13 protein-coding genes and 1 tRNA gene are annotated in these 16,999 nt (G+C 68.1%); 8 read left to right on the forward strand and 6 right to left on the reverse strand.

What is annotated here, in order from left to right; genetic code table 11:
• Positions 1-111: 111 nt before the first annotated feature.
• From O145_RS02165 to O145_RS02180, 4 genes are all read right to left on the reverse strand, one after another.
• Positions 112-951 carry an ABC transporter permease subunit gene (locus O145_RS02165; RefSeq protein ID WP_267489900.1) on the reverse strand — a complete coding sequence of 280 codons (840 nt, stop codon included), beginning with the start codon at positions 949-951 and terminating at the stop codon, positions 112-114.
• On the reverse strand, positions 923-1,825 hold the full coding sequence (locus O145_RS02170; RefSeq protein WP_043559125.1) for an ABC transporter ATP-binding protein: 903 nt from the start codon (positions 1,823-1,825) through the stop codon (positions 923-925). Before O145_RS02170 ends, O145_RS02165 begins: the two co-directional genes overlap by 29 nt.
• A 286-nt stretch (positions 1,826-2,111) precedes the next feature.
• Positions 2,112-2,184, reverse strand: a tRNA-Val gene (locus tag O145_RS02175).
• A gap of 137 nt (positions 2,185-2,321) precedes the next feature.
• Positions 2,322-2,726: a DUF3052 family protein gene (locus O145_RS02180; RefSeq protein WP_043559128.1), complete on the reverse strand. Its 405-nt coding sequence runs from the start codon at positions 2,724-2,726 to the stop codon at positions 2,322-2,324.
• A gap of 375 nt (positions 2,727-3,101) precedes the next feature.
• On the opposite strand from O145_RS02180, the gene aceE reads away from it, so the two are divergent.
• The 7 genes from aceE to O145_RS02215 all read left to right on the forward strand — a co-directional run bounded on the left by aceE (position 3,102) and on the right by O145_RS02215 (position 14,428).
• Complete coding sequence (gene aceE / locus O145_RS02185; RefSeq protein ID WP_043559131.1) at positions 3,102-5,861, forward strand: pyruvate dehydrogenase (acetyl-transferring), homodimeric type; 2,760 nt, start codon at positions 3,102-3,104, stop codon at positions 5,859-5,861.
• 274 nt (positions 5,862-6,135) lie between these two features.
• Positions 6,136-7,317 (forward strand): acyl-CoA dehydrogenase family protein, encoded by a 1,182-nt coding sequence (locus tag O145_RS02190; protein ID WP_043559134.1) that lies wholly within the window; start codon positions 6,136-6,138, stop codon positions 7,315-7,317.
• 93 nt (positions 7,318-7,410) lie between these two features.
• Positions 7,411-8,634 carry a CaiB/BaiF CoA transferase family protein gene (locus tag O145_RS02195; RefSeq protein ID WP_043559136.1) on the forward strand — a complete coding sequence of 408 codons (1,224 nt, stop codon included), beginning with the start codon at positions 7,411-7,413 and terminating at the stop codon, positions 8,632-8,634.
• 66 nt (positions 8,635-8,700) lie between these two features.
• The gene (locus O145_RS02200; RefSeq protein ID WP_043559139.1) at positions 8,701-9,909 is read left to right on the forward strand and encodes an MFS transporter; all 1,209 of its coding nucleotides are present in this window, start codon (positions 8,701-8,703) and stop codon (positions 9,907-9,909) included.
• 109 nt (positions 9,910-10,018) lie between these two features.
• Positions 10,019-11,449 carry an MFS transporter gene (locus O145_RS02205; protein WP_052374545.1) on the forward strand — a complete coding sequence of 477 codons (1,431 nt, stop codon included), beginning with the start codon at positions 10,019-10,021 and terminating at the stop codon, positions 11,447-11,449.
• Positions 11,450-11,533: 84 nt separating this feature from the next.
• Positions 11,534-12,685 carry an acyl-CoA dehydrogenase family protein gene (locus O145_RS02210; protein WP_043559142.1) on the forward strand — a complete coding sequence of 384 codons (1,152 nt, stop codon included), beginning with the start codon at positions 11,534-11,536 and terminating at the stop codon, positions 12,683-12,685.
• Between the two features lie 60 nt (positions 12,686-12,745).
• Positions 12,746-14,428: an AMP-binding protein gene (locus O145_RS02215; RefSeq protein WP_052374549.1), complete on the forward strand. Its 1,683-nt coding sequence runs from the start codon at positions 12,746-12,748 to the stop codon at positions 14,426-14,428.
• Here the strand turns inward: O145_RS02215 and O145_RS02220 are convergent.
• On the reverse strand, positions 14,379-15,119 hold the full coding sequence (locus O145_RS02220) for a TetR/AcrR family transcriptional regulator (protein WP_169740314.1): 741 nt from the start codon (positions 15,117-15,119) through the stop codon (positions 14,379-14,381). The two genes, O145_RS02215 and O145_RS02220, sit on opposite strands and share 50 nt — an antisense overlap.
• 25 nt (positions 15,120-15,144) lie before the next feature.
• The gene (locus O145_RS16345; RefSeq protein WP_052374552.1) at positions 15,145-16,047 is read right to left on the reverse strand and encodes an NAD(P)-binding protein; all 903 of its coding nucleotides are present in this window, start codon (positions 16,045-16,047) and stop codon (positions 15,145-15,147) included.
• A gap of 193 nt (positions 16,048-16,240) precedes the next feature.
• Between O145_RS16345 and O145_RS02230 the strand changes: the two genes are divergently transcribed.
• Positions 16,241-16,984 carry an electron transfer flavoprotein subunit beta/FixA family protein gene (locus O145_RS02230; RefSeq protein WP_043559145.1) on the forward strand — a complete coding sequence of 248 codons (744 nt, stop codon included), beginning with the start codon at positions 16,241-16,243 and terminating at the stop codon, positions 16,982-16,984.
• Positions 16,985-16,999 lie beyond the last annotated feature (15 nt).

A 16,999-nucleotide genomic window follows, 5' to 3' on the forward strand; every position in this document is an offset into this window, starting at 1 on the left:
CGTGTACAGGTCCCAAGAAAGTCGCGCAGATAACGCGCAGCGGTTGACCGCAGCGCTGTCGGTGCGCTCCACTGCCCCGCCGGCGGATGATGCCCGGGGCTCTTTCGCCAGTTAGGCCGAGATGTCCTTGCGCCGATACACGAATACTGCGGCGGCAAAACATCCGACGATCACGAACAATGATACCAGTAGATGGGCAAGATCCATCGCGGCGCTCCCCTTGGTCGCTTCGCCGACTCGGACGTAGGAGAAGAACGAGAACCACGACAACCACTGGGCCGAATCGCTGGAGTTCGCAAGCAACTGAAGGAAATAAGCGCCGAGAGAAATTCCGATAGCGAGCGGGTAAATGACCCGGGAACGCACTACGAAGACCGACAGAAGGAATCCGATCGCAGCAAACATCAAGTGCACGAGAAACGACCCGAGAGCCAACTGGGCAAGCGCCTGCAGGGAATACCCGTCCTGCTGGAAAGCGGCACACATCGCCCAGGACGCGAGAAACAGAACGATGTTGAGGGCGACAGCATAGAAAATGACCACTGCGATCTTCGTCACCACGATCGCGGTACGACTCAGCGGCTGCACCAACAGGTACTCGATCGTGTTGTCGTCTTCTTCCTTGGACAAGATCGTTGCGCCCAGCATGATCAAGTAAACCGCGCCCAAGAGTACTAGGACCGAGAAGACACGAGCCCCATAGTACCCGGTGATGGTGGTCATGTCGACGTCGGCAAGGCCGAACATTGCCACTTCCGCCGGCGAAAACTCTTGCAGAGCCTCCTTGGCAAAACCGTACTTTTCGTAGAACTCAGGGTATCCCGCCATGCGGAAGATACTCATGAGTGGCAAGATTAACACCCAGACGATGAACAAGGTGCGGTGACGACGAACATCCGTGCGAAAAAGGACCCCATTCACGTCAGGCCCCCCTCTCTTGAGTCTTGTCATCGCCCGAATAGAAGTTCAAGAAGACTTCCTCGAGAGGCGGGTCTTCGATTGTCAGTTCCTCGACCTCATGCCCGGCGAGCCAGCCGAGCAGCCGATTGACATCGCCCTGGATCATGAACTTGCACCCAAGTTCCGTCTTCTCCATGGAATTGGCCCCCGCGAACTCCGGCGTCACGTCAGGGTCGCGGAACCGGACTCGAACCGACTTGTACTGGGCCGCACCGGGCTCGGACAACTCCTCGACCGCGACAAGCTTGCCCTCCCTGATGATCGCGACCCTGTTGCAGAGTCGCTGCACCTCGCTGAGGACGTGGGACGAGAAGAAGACGGTCTTGCCAGCGTCCTGTTCGTTGCGAAGAATCTCGTAGAAGGTGTTCTGCACCAAAGGATCCAGGCCGCTGGTGGGTTCGTCGAAGATGAGCAAGTCGGGATCGTGAAGAATGGTCTGGATGATCCCGACCTTCTTCTTGTTTCCCGTCGACAGCGAACGGAACTTCTTCGACAGGTTGAGATCCAGCCGTGAACTGAGTTCCTTGATCTTGTCAGACCCATCGACATCGTGAAACTTCGCGGACAAATCAAGCAACTCACCCGCCGTCATGTCATCGTAGAGGCTGACGTCTGCGGGGAGATAGCCGATTCTCTTGTGGATCTCGCGGGACTCCTCGACCACGTCGTAGCCCAAGACCTTCGCGCTCCCACTCGTGGGCTTCAGGAAGCCGAGAAGTGTTCGGATCGTCGTGCTCTTTCCCGCGCCATTTGGGCCGATGAAGCCAAAGACCTCGCCCTTCTCGACGGCGAGATTGACGTCCTCGATACCACGGGATTTTCCGTAACTCTTGGTTAGTGAATGCGTCTCAATGACCGGCGACATGAGTCACCCCCCACACCGAATGGGGGACGTGGCCGTGCGACGGATTGTGGCGGTCTGACACATAGTCATGGTCATGCGTATACCTTGACCCATCCGACGGGACACCACGCCGCGAGTGTGCAAGACGAGCGGACGATGGCAAGACCGACGGATGTGCTCTCAACTTGTAGGGATAGACGAGGGCATCAATCCAAGGATTGTTGCCCGGCTCAGGAGCGCATCTCGACAGTAACAGCGCCTCCACTGGGGTGTCAATGGCTGGTCCCGCCAAGCTTCGACGGACTAGTGGACCCGGCCGGACTCGAACCGACGACCTCCGCGGTGTAAACGCGCTGCTCTACCAGCTGAGCTACAGGTCCGCAGCCCATGGAGGGCCGTGTGGGCGACGTTATCAGGTGCGGTTCTCCGCTTCAGGGCAGCCGGCATCGCGTGCGCGGCAGGACGTGCTCGCACTCGGCGGCGCGTCCCGCACGCGGGGCGGCTGCCAACGCCCCGGTCAGCGCCGGCGGCTGGAGATGCGGATGCCGCTCCAGTGCTCCCCCATCGAGGCCGCTGACGTCGCGTGCATGCCGGCGGTCCCGGCCGCCTCCTCGATCTCGGAGGCGGGAACCGCACCCGTGGTGCGCGCCTTGGGCGTCAGCAGCCACAACAGGCCATCGCCGTCGAGATTGGCCTGCGCATCCACGAGCAGGTCAGTCAGGTCATCCACGTCGCCGTCGTCGTGGCGCCACCAGATGAGCGCGGAGTCGGCTACATCCTCGTAGTCCTCGCCCACGAGCCCGGTTCCAGTCTCGGCCTCCGCAGCCCGCCGGAGAGCTTCGTCAACATCGTCGTCGTACCCGAACTCCTGGACGATGAGGCCCGAGGCGAAGCCGAAGGCCCCACCTGCTGTGCTCGTCACTATGGTCTGCTCCCTTCCTGGGCGTTGCGCCCCTTTGCCGGCCCCGCCGTCGAGGCCGTGGGTACTACCCCACCGTACAAGGGCGGGGACGCGCAAGCGAACACGCATACGCAACTCTGCCGAATGCCTGCGCAATGGGGCGGCGCCACGCCCTTCGCCGGCGCCAACATGCTGCACATCACACGTGACCTGGGACTTTCTTCCCTCCGAGGAACGGCTGCGGCCGCTCAAAGGCCCTAGGTTTAGGATCGTACGAACTCAGGCGGACCCGGCGCGTGCCCACCGGCTCGATCGACCACCAGGCGTCCAAGAGCCGTCCGGAGCCACCTCCGTCGGCCCGCCACCGACCGCACAGACGCGAGGAAAGAAGATTCCGTGAGCCCCACCAGTGACGCCACGCCGCTGATCGACGGCCTCCTGACCAAGGTCGCCGACAACGACCCCGAGGAGACCAGGGAGTGGCTCGAGTCCCTCGAGGCCCTCATCCAGGACAAGGGCGGCCCACGCGCCCGCTACATCCTGCTGTCGATGCTGGCCGAGGCCCGCAAGAAGAACGTCAGCCTCCCGGCCCAGACCACCACCCCCTACGTCAACACCATCGCGGTCGAGGACGAGCCCTACTTCCCCGGCGACGAGGACGCTGAGCGCACCTACCGCCGCTGGCTGCGCTGGAACGCCGCCGTCATGGTCACCCGCGCCCAGCGCCCCGGCGTCGGCGTGGGCGGGCACATCTCCTCCTACGCCTCCACCGCCACCCTCTACGAGGTGGGCTTCAACCACTTCTTCCGCGGCAAGGACCACCCCGGCGGCGGCGACCACGTCTTCTTCCAGGGCCACGCCTCGCCGGGCAACTACGCCCGCGCCTTCCTCGAGGGCCGCCTGAGCGAGGCCGACCTGGACGGCTTCCGCCAGGAGTACTCCCACCCCGCCGCCACCGGCGGGCGCGGCCTGCCCTCCTACCCGCACCCGCGCCGCATGGAGGACTTCTGGGAGTTCCCCACCGTCTCCATGGGGCTGGGGCCGGCCGAGGCCATCTACCAGGCCTGGTTCGACAGGTACCTCTCCGGCGCCGGCATCAAGGACACCTCCGCCCAGCGCACCTGGGCGTTCCTGGGCGACGGCGAGATGGACGAGCCGGAGTCCCGCGGCATGCTCCAGCTGGCCGCCTCCCAGCAGCTGGACAACCTCACCTTCGTCATCAACTGCAACCTGCAGCGCCTCGACGGGCCCGTGCGCGGCAACGGCAAGATCATCCAGGAGCTCGAGGCCTTCTTCAAGGGCGCCGGGTGGAACGTCATCAAGGTGATCTGGGGCCGCGGCTGGGACCAGCTGCTGGCCGCCGACAAGGACCGCGCCCTGGAGCACCTCATGATGGAGACGCTCGACGGCGACTACCAGACCTTCAAGGCCAACGACGGGGCCTACGTGCGCGAGCACTTCTTCGGCCGTGACCCGCGCACCGCCGAGCTGGTCAAGGACTGGACCGACGAGGAGATCTGGGCGCTCCAGCGCGGCGGCAACGACTACCGCAAGATGTACGCCGCCTACAAGGCGGCCACCGAGCACAGGGGCCAGCCCACCGTCGTCCTCGCCCACACGGTCAAGGGCTACCTGCTGGGCTCCCACTTCGCGGGCCGCAACGCCACCCACCAGATGAAGAAGCTCAAGGTCGACGACCTCAAGGGCCTGCGGGACCGCCTCCACATCCCGGTCACCGACGCCCAGCTCGAGGCGGACCCCTACATGCCGCCCTACTACCGGCCCGAGCCCGAAGACCCGGCGCTGCTCTACATGCTCGAGCGCCGCAAGCAGCTCGGCGGCTTCCTGCCCGAGCGGCGCGACGACGGCGGCCGGCTCGAGCTGCCCGGGGACAGGGCCTACAACCTCCTCAAGGGCGGGTCCGGCAAGCAGGAGGTCGCCTCCACCATGGCCTTCGTGCGCCTGCTCAAGGAGCTCATCAAGGACAAGGGCATCGGGCGCCGCATTGTGCCGATCATCCCCGACGAGTCGCGCACCTTCGGCCTGGAGTCCCTCTTCCCCACCAAGAAGATCTTCAACACCCAGGGCCAGAGCTACACGCCGGTGGACGCGAGCATGATGCTGTCCTACCGCGAGTCCGACTCCGGGCAGATCATGCACACCGGCATCAACGAGGCCGGCTCAGCCGCACTGTTCCAGGTCGCGGGCACGAGCTACGCCACCCACGGCCAGCCCATGATCCCGGTCTACATCTTCTACTCGATGTTCGGTTTCCAGCGCACCGGCGACCAGTTCTGGGCGGCCGGCGACCAGCTCGCGCGCGGCTTCGTCGTCGGCGCCACCGCCGGGCGCACGACGCTGACCGGCGAGGGCACCCAGCACATGGACGGCCACTCCCCGCTCATCTCCTGGACCAATGAGGCCTTCGCCTCCTACGACCCGGCCTACGCCTATGAGATCCGCCACATCGTGCGCGACGCCCTGGAGCGCTGGTACGGGCCGGACTCGGGCCGCGACCGCAACGTCATGTACTACCTCACCGTGTACAACGAGCCCATGGTCCAGCCGGCCGAGCCGGCCGACGTCGATGTCGAGGGCATTATCAGGGGCATCCACAAGATCGCCGACGCTCCCGAGAGCGACGGGCCCGAGGTCCAGCTGCTGGCCTCCGGCGTCGGCGTGCCCTGGGTCCTGGAGGCGCGCCGCATCCTGGTGCGGGACTGGGGAGTGCGCGCCTCGGTGTGGTCGGTGACCTCCTGGGGCGAGCTGCGCCGCGAGGCGCTCGCCGTCGACGAGGAGAACTTCCTCCACCCCTCGGCCCCCCAGCGCGTCCCCTACCTGGCCGGCAAGCTCGCCGGCGCGCAGGGGCCCTTCGTCGCCACCAGCGACTACGACCACGCGGTACCCGACCTCATCAGGCCCTGGGTCCCCGGCAGCTACCACGTGCTCGGCGCCGACGGCTTCGGCTTCTCCGACACGCGCGCCGCGGCCCGCCGCCACTACCTCATCGACGCTGACTCCGTCGTCGTCAAGGCTCTCCAGGCCCTCGCCGACGACGGCAGGCTCAGCCGCGCGGTGCTGCAGCACGCCGTGGACCGCTACGACCTGAGCAATGTGAGCGCCGGACGCTCCGGCGCTCAGGGCGGGGAGTCCTGATCGACTGATCACGCGCCCCTGAGCACCTTCAGCGGGCGGGGACCGGAGGCTCGTCCCTCCGGTCCCCGCCCGCCTCGTGCGCCCCCGGTTCCCGGCTCGGGCTCGACGACGGCGCCGCCTCTCCGGTGAGAAGATCGGCGTGCAGGACTTGAGTCCCTCGACTCGGCCGTCACACTCCCATATCTTTGTACTACCTGGTTAGTTCATGGCTTGCCGGACATCGCCGTCCGAGCACCACCACTGTGCGGACCACCACCGTCAAAGGAGAAGGTAGATGATCACAGAGAAGCCGAAGAACGAAGAGGAGTTCCAGCAGTACCTCATGGAGATCCGTGAGCTCGCGCAGGGCCCCTTCGACGAGCTGCAGACCGAGATCGAGGTGACCAACAAGTTCCCCGACGAGTTCTACGAGCTCGCCAAGGAGCACAACCTCTACCGCTTCTACATGCCCGAGCGGTACGGCGGCTGGGGACTGTCGACCCTCGAGATCATGAAGGTGCAGGAGGAGTTCTCGCGCGGCCCGGGCGGCATGCGGATGCACCTCCACCACGCCGCCGGCCTGAACTGGCGCATTATGGACGACTTCGCCCAGCCGGAGCTCAAGGAGTGGGCGATGCCCCGCTTCCAGGACAAGACACTCTTCGTGAACTTCGCCCTGACCGAGAAGGAGGCCGGCTCCGGCGCCGACATCAAGACCTCGGCGGTTCGCGACGGCGAGGAGTGGGTGATCAACGGCGAGAAGACCCTGATCTCCCACACGGACTGCTCCGACGGCACCTACCTCATCACGCTGACCGATCCGGATGCGGACAAGGACAAGCGCCTGACCGCGTTCTTCGTCCCGACGGACACCCCCGGGTACGAGATCGTCGACATGCCCCACATGATGGGATGCCGCGGCGCCGGCCACGCGGGCCTGCGCTTCACCGACTGCCGCGTTCCCGACAGGTACCGCCTCGGCGAGGTCGGCGAGGGCCTGCACGTCGCGATGTACTCCCTGGGCCTGTCCCGCCTCCACATCGCCGACTCGAACCTGGGCATGGCCCAGCGGATGCTCGAGATGTCGATCGCCCGCGCCAAGGAGCGCATCACCTTCGGCAAGCCGCTGGTCAGGCGTCAGGCGATCCAGTCGATGATCGCGGAGTCCGGCAAGTGGATCTACCTGCTGCGCTCGGCCATCCACGACGCCGCCCGCCGCTACGACGCCGGTGAGGACCCGATGACCCAGGCCTCGCTGTGCAAGCTCGCATCGATCGACACCGTCAAGATCGTCTCGGACAACATGCTCGAGATCCTCGGCGGCATCGGCTACTTCGAGGAGTGCGAGTACGGCCCCGCAGAGCGCCTGTACCGCGACTGCAGGGCCATGTGGCTGGAGGAGGGCCCGCCCACCGTCCAGCGCACCACCGCCGCCCGCGGCCTGATCACCACCGGCGGCGACCTCTGGAGCTCCTGACCCACCCGCGGAGCTCCACGCCCGGGGGACGACAAGGGCGTCGTCCCCCGGGCCCCGTCCCTCAACCACACATCCAGCGCACTCGAGGAAGAGATGAACCCCCTTAGCGGAATCAAGGTCGTCGATATGACGGCGTTCCTGGCAGCCCCCACCGTCGCACGAATCCTCGGCGAGTGGGGCGCCGATGTCATCAAGGTCGAGGCCCCGAAAGGGGACCCCGGACGCACCCAGGGCGCGGTGTTCGGCACGCCGTACACCGACGACGAGAACCTCGGCTTCGACATGTCGAACATGAACAAGCGGTTCGTCACCCTGGACCTGCGGCAGGAGCCCGGCCGCGAGGTCATGGACCGGCTGCTCGCCGACGCCGACGTCTTCCTGACCTCGACCCGGGTCAAGTCCCTGGTCAAGCTCGGCTACGACTTCGACACCCTTCACGAGCGCTTCCCCAAGCTCGTGATGGCGCAGGTCCTCGGCTTCGGCGCCAAGGGGCCGCTGAAGGACGCCGCCGGCTTCGACATGACAGCCTGCATGTCGAGAGGCGGGGTGCTCGGCACCACCGTCAACCGCGGCAGCCGCCCGATGATCCCGCCGAACGGCTACGGCGACTTCCAGATCTCCTTCGTCCTGGCGGCCGGCATCCTCGCCGCGCTCATGGGCCGGGAGAGGACCGGACGCGGCGACTACGTGACGACGTCCCTCTTCCACTCCGGCGTCTTCATGCTCAACACGGCCATGATCTCGGCGCAGTACGGCAGCGAGTACCCGAAGGACCGCCGCGAAGTCATCAACCCGTTCAACAACACCTACGTCGCACGCGACGGGCTCATTATGACCCTGTGCGCGCCGGAGTACGACCGGGACTTCGACAAGGTCATGACCCTTCTGGGCCGCGAGGACCTCGCCGGAAACACGCGGTACAACATCTGCGACGTCATCAACGCGAACAAGCTCAATGGGGAGGTCGTCGACATCCTCGACGAGGCCTTCGCCACCCGGGACCGCCAGTACTGGCTCGACCTCCTCCTCGCCAACGACGTGCCGATCGAGGCCTGCCAGCTGCCGACCGACATCTACGAGGACGAGCAGACCTGGGCCAACGACGTGCTGCGCACCGTCACGTGCCCGTCCGGGGCGCAGCGAATGATTCCGACCAACCCGGTGCGCTTCCAGTCGCAGGGCGATCCCGAGCTGCGTCTGACCCGCGCCCAGGGATCGGACACCGAGGAGGTCCTGGCCGAGCTGGGCTACTCCCCCGAGCAGATCGCCGCCCACCTCGCCTCCGGCGCCGTCATCGCCACCAGCCCTCGCAGCTGAGGGCCCCGATCATCCACCACCGCGGGGCGCGCCCGGCGCGCCCCGCCCGATCACAGAAGGCTTGTCATGCCAGAGACCCAGGTGGCGGGTACGTCGAACCGCAAGTACTGGTTCACCGCCGCGCTCCTCTACCTGTCCTACTTCGTCCTCGGTTTCTCCCTCTTCGCCCAGGCCCAGTTCAAGCCTGCGCTGGCCATCCAGTGGTCCACCACCATCGAGGGCGTCTTCTCCGCCATCGCCTGGATGATGGTCGGGCGCCTCGTCGCCTACCCCCTGGCCGGCCCCGTCGCCGACCGCGTCTCCCGCCGCCTGGGCGCCATTATCGGGGCCGTGCTCCTGGCCGTCTCGTTCCTGGGGATCATCCTCGTCGGCAGCCCGACCCTGGGCCTGGTCATGTGCGTCGTCGCCGGCATGGGCAACGGCTTCCTCGACCCCGCGGTCTACCCCGCGCTCTCGGAGATCTTCCCGGCCAAGGCGCACACCGCGAACCTCTTCCTCAAGTTCGCGATCCTGGTCGCCCAGTTCCTTCTGCCCCTCCTCATCGGCTGGACGGGGGGATCGGAGCACGACGGCGGGTTCCGGCTCATCTACATCGGCGCCACCGTGCTCCTCGCCCTGGTCATCGTCGGCCTGGCGATCGCCCCCTTCCCGCCGAACGCGTCCAAGGCCGCCGAGTCCGCGGACAGCGGCGCCTCGGGCGGAGCCCGCATCAGCGCGACCATGGTCATGATGATGATCCTGGGCGCCACCACGATCACCACCTTCACCCTGTGGGGCAACACGAACCAGGAGCTGGGCAAGGCCTACGGGATGACGGAGCCCGCCATCACCCAGAGCTGGTACGCGGCCGGCGCCATGGTGGCGATCCTGGTGTCCACCGCGCTGCTGACAAAGGTCCGGGTCACCCAGATCATCGTGTTCTACCCGCTGGTCTCCGCCATCACACTGCTCGCCGTCTACTTCGTCCGCACCGTGTGGATCGTCCCGGTCGCCGGCTTCCTCATCGGGTGGACCGCCGCAGGCGGCGTACTCCAGCTGGTCACCTCCTTGGCGAACTCGTTGTTCCCGCAGTCGCGCGGCCTGATGACCTCCCTGGTCATGATCGCCTCCGCCGTCGGCGCCTTCGGCTTCCAGCAGCTGGCCAAGGGCTGGGTCGCGAACGCCCCGGGCAACGTCGTGCTGCTCAATGCCGCCGTCACGGCCGTCGGCGTCGCGGTCGCCGTCGTCGTGGACCGCGGCGAGAAGCGCCGCCTGGCCGAGGGACCGGCAGCGTAGCCGGCGTCGGACGCCCCGGCCCCGAGCCACCGACGGCTCTCGGTTCCCTCCGAGATCCGCCGGGGCCGGCGGCGAGTCCGAACCACCCAGCGAGAAGGACGGAACCGCCATGGAGCAGTCCGCTGAGCCCGGAGCGCCCCCGGTCGAGGGCGATGGGCGCCAGGCGCACGAGATCGGCCGGAGAGCCACCCGGTCCGGGGGCATCGGCTCGATGCTGGAGTTCTACGACTTCTTCATCTACACCCAGGCCTCGGCGCTGGTCTTCCCCTCGGTCTTCTTCCCCTCCGACGACCCGGCCCTGGCCATTATCGCCTCCCTGGGCACCTTCGGCGTGGGGTACCTCGCCCGACCCGTGGGCGCCTTCGTCCTGGGGGCCCTGGCGGACCGGGTCGGGCGCCGCCACACCCTGATCCTCACCATGGCCCTCATGGGGGTCTCCACCGTCGCCCTGGGGGTCCTGCCCGGGTACCGCCAGATCGGCGTCATGGCCCCGGTCATCCTCGTCACGTGCCGGCTGGTCCAGGGATTCGCCGTCGCCGGTGAGATCTCCGGGTCCTCCACCATGATCATGGAGCAGACGCCCATCGGGCTGCGCGGCAGACGGGCCGCCGTCACCCTGCAGGGGGCCCAGCTGGGCCAGATCGTGGCGGCCATGATCTTCATTCCCCTGGCCGCCCTCCTGCCCCACGACTCGTTCTTCTCCTGGGGCTGGAGAATCCCGTTCCTGCTGTCGGCGCTGGTGACCATCGCGGGGTTCCGCATCCGGCTCGCCACGGTCGAGTCCAAGCCGCCCCAGAAGGAGGCGGTCCCCCCGATCCGCAAGGTCTTCCGGGAGACGCCTGCAACGGTGCTCAGGATCTTCGTCATGTCCCTGACCAACATCATCCCCGTCACGGCGACGGTGTTCGGCGCGTCGCTCGCCACCCAGAAGGCCTATGGGATCGAGTGGCCGCCCGAGGTGTTCCTGTGGATCCCCGTCCTGGGCAACCTGGCCGCCGTGGCCGTCATCCCCGTCGCGGCGACGCTGTCGGACCGGATCGGCCGGCGCCCGATGATCATCGGCGGCGCGCTGAGCTCGGGCGTCCTGTCCTTCGGCTACCTGTGGGCGGTCACCCACGCGAACCTGTGGCTGACGATCCTCATCGGCCTGGCCATGTGGGGCGTCCTGTACCAGGGGTACAACGCGGTGTTCCCCTCCTACTTCCCCGAGCTGCTTCCGGCGTCCACCAGAGTCACCGGAATGGCCATCGGGCAGAACATCGGCACGGCCGCCTCCTCCCTCATGGCCATGGTCTTCGCCGGCCTGTGCCCTCCCGGCACACGGGGGTCGACCATTGTGATCGTCGTGGGGGCCATCACCCTCGCGGTGACCTGCGCGGTCGCCGTCGCGGCGTGGGCCTCCCCCGAGACGCACCGCCTGCGGGCCGACGACCTGGGCGTCCCCGGCGCGGCCCCGCTGCCGCCCGAGGAGTACGCCGCCATGCGCTCGGCGGCCATCACGGCCGCGGCCGTCTACTCCAGGAGACCGCCGTCGAGATGACCCGGGCCCCTGCCCCGCGGGCGGGGCCCCGAGAGCGCCCCGCCCACCACTCAACGAGACACCCAACAAGAAAGGTCCTGATTCATGAGCACACAGCTGACAGACGAGCAGCAGCTCCTCCTCGACTCGGTCAAGGAGTTCGTGTGGAGCGAGGTCGCGCCCCACGTGGCCCAGCGCGACCGCGACAGCCAGTGCGAGCGGTCCGACTTCGCCTCCGCCTTCGAGCTCGGGCTCCACCTGCTCGAGCTGCCCGAGGAGTACGGCGGGTCGGGCCTGGACTACGAGACCGGCGCCATGCTCTTCGAGGAGCTCGGGAAGGTCGATGCGGGCTACGCGATCACGCTCGTGTCCACCTTCGTCGCCTTCCGCAACGTCCTGATCGCGGGCACCCCCGAGCAGGCCCGTCTGTTCGCCGACACCATCGCCGACGGCGGCCTGGGCTGCTTCGCCATCACCGAGCCGGGGGCGGGCTCCGACGCGGCGTCGATCCGCACGACCGCCGTCCGCGACGGCGACGACTACGTCCTCAACGGGCAGAAGTGCTGGATCACCAACGGCGGCATCGCCGACATCTACCTCATCTCGGCCAAGACCGATCCCGACGCCGGCGCCCACGGGATCTCGACCTTCCTCGTCGAGGCGGACCGCGAGGGGCTCTCGCACGGCCGGCACGAGGACAAGATGGGCCTGCGCACCTCCAACACCTGCGACCTGACCCTCAACGACGTGCGCGTGCCCGCCGACCACCTCGTGGGCGAGGAGGGCAACGGCTTCCGCATCGCCATGTCAGGGCTGGACATCTCCCGCCCCTTCATGGCCACCATCGCAGTCGGCATGATGCAGCGCGCGCTCGACGAGGCCGCCCTCTACGCGCTCCAGCGCGAGCAGTTCGGCCGCCCCATCTTCGAGTTCCAGATGGTCCAGGACATGCTCGCGCGCATGTCCGCGAAGGTCGTGGCGTGCCGCTGCCTGGTCCAGCACACGATGAAGCTGGTCGACGAGGAGCAGGACGTCCAGAAGGACGGGGCGATCACCAAGCAATTCGTCACCGACATGCTCCAGGACGTCGTCTCCGACGCCGTCCAGGTCATGGGCGGCAACGGCTACACCAAGGAGTACCCCGTCGAGAAGATCATGCGCGATGCCAAGGTGTTCCAGATCATGGAGGGCACCAACCAGATCCAGTCGATCGTCATCGCGCGGCGGCTCAAGAAGGAGTACTCGGCCAGGCTCTGAGTGCCTTGAGGACTCAAGGCTCTGAAGGCTTTGAGCCGACGACGCGTGAGGGGACCCACGATGGACGACGTGGACCGGTGGCAGCGGCGGGGCGTGACCGCCGCGCCCGCCGAGATGAGGAGCGCCTGGCGCGCGAGCGGATGGTGGGGCGACCACTGCCTCCTCGACTGGTGGTCGCTCGCCGTCGCCGCGTGCCCGGACGCGCTGGCCGTGGTCGACCGGGCGGGCACGGCCTACACCTACGCGCAGGCGGACGAGGTCTCGTCCAGGCTCGCGTCCTGGCTGGCGGACCGTGGAACGGGCCCCGGGGACATTGTGCCGGTCCAGCTGCCGAGCTGGTCGCCGTTCCTCCCCGTGCTCATCGCCGTGATGAAGACCGGCGCGGCGATCACCCCGTTGTCGCCCAACCTGCGCCACTCGGAGTGGGCGAACGCGCTCGACCTGTGCGCGCCGCGCGTCGCCGTCATGCCCACCCGTTTCCGCCGGACCGTGCACTCCGCCCTGGCCCGCGAGCTGCTCGAGGAGGACAACGCCCTGGAGTCCGTCCTCCTGGTGGGCCCTCGGGAGGACGGCGCCCCGGAGGCCGGCCTGCCCCGTTTCGACGACGTCGTGCGCACGAGCCCTCCCCTGGCTCGGCGGGCATGGAGGCGATCGCGCGGGGACGACATCGCCGCCGTCCTGTTCACCTCGGGCTCGGAGGCGGCGCCCAAGGGAGTGATGCTGTCGCACAACAACATGATCGCCTCCGAGAACGCCTTCGCCTACGGGCTGCGGCTGGGCGTGGACGACGGCATCTTCATGCCCTCCCCCCTCGGCCACGCCACCGGCTTCCTCCACGGCGTCGTCATGCCCGTTCTCACCCGCGGCACCTCGATCCTGTGCGACTCGACCGACGGCGCCGAGATGTCGCGGATGCTCGTCAGGCACGGCGCGACCTGCGGCATGTCCGTCCCCGCCGTCATCGACACCATCCTGTGCAGCTGTCAGGAGAACGCGGCCGACCTCGCCCGGCTCCGGTTCCTGTGCTGCGGCGGAGCGCCGGTTCCGCGGCGGCTCCTGGAGCGGGCCCGCGGCCTGGGCGTGCGGCTGTACTCGGTGTACGGATCCACCGAGCACGCGCCCCACACCATGACCACGTCCCAGGACTCCGACGAGAGGGTCCTGAGCACCGACGGCTGCGCCTGCGCCGGAGCCGAGGTGAGGATCGTCGATCCCGTCACCCGCGCGGTCCTGCCCGCGGGGGTCGAGGGCGAGCAGGCGTCGCGCGGCCCGGCGGTCTTCAGCGGGTACCTGGGTCTCCCCGACCTCACGCGAAAGGTCCTCGACGACGACGGCTGGTACTACAGCGGCGACCTGGCGGTCATGGACGCCGAGGGCTACATCCGCATCTCCGGGCGCCGCAAGGACCTCATTATCAGGGGCGGGGAGAACATCAGCCCCTCCGAGGTCGAGGGCGTGCTCATGGGGCACCCCGCGATCGCCGTGGCGGCGGTGGTCCCGGTGCCGGACCCGGTGCTGGGCGAGAGGACCCTGGCGTACATCGTGCGCAGGCCGGGGGCGACGGCGGTCGATGTGCCGGCGCTGCGCGAGTGGTTCATCGCCCAGGGGGTCGCCAAGTTCAAGATCCCCGAGTACGTCGAGCACCTGGAGGAGATGCCGACCACCAGCGCCGGCAAGGTCGACAAGGTCACGCTCAAACGGCGGGCGGGATCCTTCCGGCCGCCCGCGTCATCGTGCCGCTGACCGCGGGGGCCCGGTCCCCCCCCGGAGGGCCCCCGGACACCAGGCGCATGACGGCCTCCTCAATGAGGTCCCGCACGTGCGCGGAGTCGTCGCCGAGCATGTCCCGCCCGAAAGCGAGGCTGAAGGTCCACTGGTGCTCGATCCTGTTGAGGACCAGCGCGGACAGGACCTGGTGCACGTCGAGGGCGCTGGGGGCGCCCGGGCCCTCCTGGAAGATGCCGAGGCAGCGGCCGCGCTCGAGGATCCCCGCGATCGTCTCCACCGCCGACGCGTTCATCGCAGAGAACTCGTCGATCTGGGCGGCGACGCCGCCGTGCATAATGAGGTTCTCCATGGCGACGATCCTGGCGAGATCCGGGTTGCGCTCGTAGTGCTCGAGAGACGCCCGGATCAGCTCGCGCAGCGCCGCCGCGGGCTCGAGGTGGTCGAGCCTGAGCGAGGACTCCAGAGCCCGGATCCGGCGGTAGTTCTCCTCGAGCACCGCCCGGTAGAGTCCCTCCTTGGACCCGAAGTAGTAGAAGATCATCCGCTTGGAGGTGTTCGTCCGATGAGCGATGTCCTCGGTGCGGGCGCCCCTGGGGCCGTGAGTGGCGAACTCCTGGACGGCGGCCTCCAGGATCTCCCAGCGAGTCAGCTCAGGATCGCGTCGGGAGTTCCTCGTCCGCCTGCGGGCGGCATGATTCTCATCCAACACTCGCCACTCCTCTGCTCGATCTTCAGGGGGCCCGGTGTTCATGCATGAGCGAGACGTTCTCGAGTTTGGTGCGCGGACGACGCAGGGCCCCACGGGACCCGCACAGGATACAACGGTTTGCCTCTTTGATTGTCGCAGCCTTCAATGAGCCCGGCGGAGCCGGCAGGGCCGCCGACGGCGCTGCCGCGGCCGTCGTCGCGCCGGAGTCGAGACCCGAGGGGGCGCTGCCGAGCAGGTGGTCGCTCAGTGCCTCGGCCGCCCGGGCCCCACGGCCGATCGACAGCGTGGCCGTGCGCCTGGCGCTTCGATCCGTGTGGATCGGCTGCCTCCAGATCGTTCTTCCCTCGACCACTGCCATGCACCGGGAGGCTCCCGCGGCCCAGATCACGCCGTCGCACTTCGAGAGGACCTCCCCGATGCGGCGCACGGCGCGCGAGGTCTGAACGCGGGCGCGTCCCGAGACGATGCGCTGGATCTCCGCGTCCAGGATGCGCTTGGGCAGACGCCGCTCGGTGATGCCCCTGCGCAGCATCCCGCCGAGGCAGTGGTGGGCGTCGAGCAGCGTCACCTCGTGGCCGGCCAGGACGAGCTGGTGGGTGGCGGACAGGCCGCACGGGCCGGAGCCGACGACCACGACCCGCACGCCCGTCGACTCCCGAGGCTCGTCGAGCCTCCAGCCCTCGCGCAGGGCCAGCTCTCCCACGGCCGCCTCCAGGGCGCGGATGCCGACCGCTCCCGCCCGCGCGCCCAGCACGCACCTCTGCTCGCACGGCGCGTAGCAGATCCTGCCCATGCACGCCGGGAGCGGGTTCATCCGCGTGATCATCCTCCAGGCCCGGAGGACATCATCGGCCTGGAGCGCGTGCAGCCAGCCGCGGACGGGCTCGCCCGCGTCGCAGGCGATCTCGCAGGGCGGGGTGAGCATCGCAGCGGCTCCCGCACCGTCCGGCCGGCCGGGCTCCCGGGACCTTCGACCCTGTAACTCCGGTCTCACCATGCCATGATTGTACTCGCCAGTTAATAGTGCTGGCGAGGTGCTCGACGGGCCCGGCCCGTCCGAGGGCGCGATGCAGCGCCCGCAGAGCACGAGAGCACCGTCACCAGGAGGAAGGGCTTCGATGACCATTGCCGTGGCCTACAAGTGGGCAGCAAATCCCCAGGACGCATCCGTCGGCGCAGACGGGACCGTGGACTGGTCCCGCGCCAAACCTGCGGTCAGCGAGTACGACCCAGTCGCCGCGCAGGTCGGGCGGACACTCGCCGACCAGACGGGCGCCGAGCTCGTCGGGGTCTCGGTCGGCACGAGGGCGGTGTCAGGATCGATGGCCAAGAAGGCCGCCATGTCGCGCGGCTTCGACCGCGGGGTCGTCGTGGCCGACGACGCGGTCGCGGGCTGGAACCTCACTGCGGTCGCACGGGCCCTGGCCGACCTGGTCCGGACCATCGGCGATGTCGACCTGCTGCTGACCGGCGACGCGTCCATTGACGAGAACGCGAGAATGACCTCGGCCCTCGTCGCCGGCTACCTCGGCTGGCCCTGCCTCCAGGAGGTCCAGGCGGTCGAGAAGACCGACTCGGGCTGGACGGCCACCCAGTCCGTGTCCGGAGGAACTCGCGCCGTCACGGTGAACGGCCCCGCGGTCATCGCGGTGACCGCTGACGCCGCCAAGACCAAGGTGCCCGGCATGAAGGACATTCTGGCCGCGGGCAAGAAGAAGGTCGCCGTCGCCAAGGCCGGGACCCCGCCCGTGTCCGTCGAGCTGGTCGAGCGCACCCGCCCCGAGACCCGCAGCCGCAAGAACAAGATCGTCGCCGACGCCGATGAGCTCGTCGCCGTCCTGCGCACGGACGGCGTGCTCTGAGCACCAGCCGAGAAG

The organism is Actinomyces israelii DSM 43320 (genome assembly GCF_000711965.1).
Lineage (GTDB): Bacteria > Actinomycetota > Actinomycetes > Actinomycetales > Actinomycetaceae > Actinomyces > Actinomyces israelii.

Excerpts from the sequence above, each read along its gene's own strand:
- O145_RS02165 (WP_267489900.1), bottom strand. The coding sequence starts at position 951 with ATGACAAGACTCAAGAGAGGGGGGCCTGACGTGAATGGGGTCCTTTTT.
- O145_RS02170 (WP_043559125.1), bottom strand. The coding sequence starts at position 1,825 with ATGTCGCCGGTCATTGAGACGCATTCACTAACCAAGAGTTACGGAAAA.
- O145_RS02190 (WP_043559134.1), top strand. The coding sequence starts at position 6,136 with ATGATCACAGAGAAGCCGAAGAACGAAGAGGAGTTCCAGCAGTACCTC.
- O145_RS02195 (WP_043559136.1), top strand. The coding sequence starts at position 7,411 with ATGAACCCCCTTAGCGGAATCAAGGTCGTCGATATGACGGCGTTCCTG.
- O145_RS02200 (WP_043559139.1), top strand. The coding sequence starts at position 8,701 with ATGCCAGAGACCCAGGTGGCGGGTACGTCGAACCGCAAGTACTGGTTC.
- O145_RS02205 (WP_052374545.1), top strand. The coding sequence starts at position 10,019 with ATGGAGCAGTCCGCTGAGCCCGGAGCGCCCCCGGTCGAGGGCGATGGG.
- O145_RS02210 (WP_043559142.1), top strand. The coding sequence starts at position 11,534 with ATGAGCACACAGCTGACAGACGAGCAGCAGCTCCTCCTCGACTCGGTC.
- O145_RS02215 (WP_052374549.1), top strand. The coding sequence starts at position 12,746 with ATGGACGACGTGGACCGGTGGCAGCGGCGGGGCGTGACCGCCGCGCCC.
- O145_RS16345 (WP_052374552.1), bottom strand. The coding sequence starts at position 16,047 with ATGCTCACCCCGCCCTGCGAGATCGCCTGCGACGCGGGCGAGCCCGTC.
- O145_RS02230 (WP_043559145.1), top strand. The coding sequence starts at position 16,241 with ATGACCATTGCCGTGGCCTACAAGTGGGCAGCAAATCCCCAGGACGCA.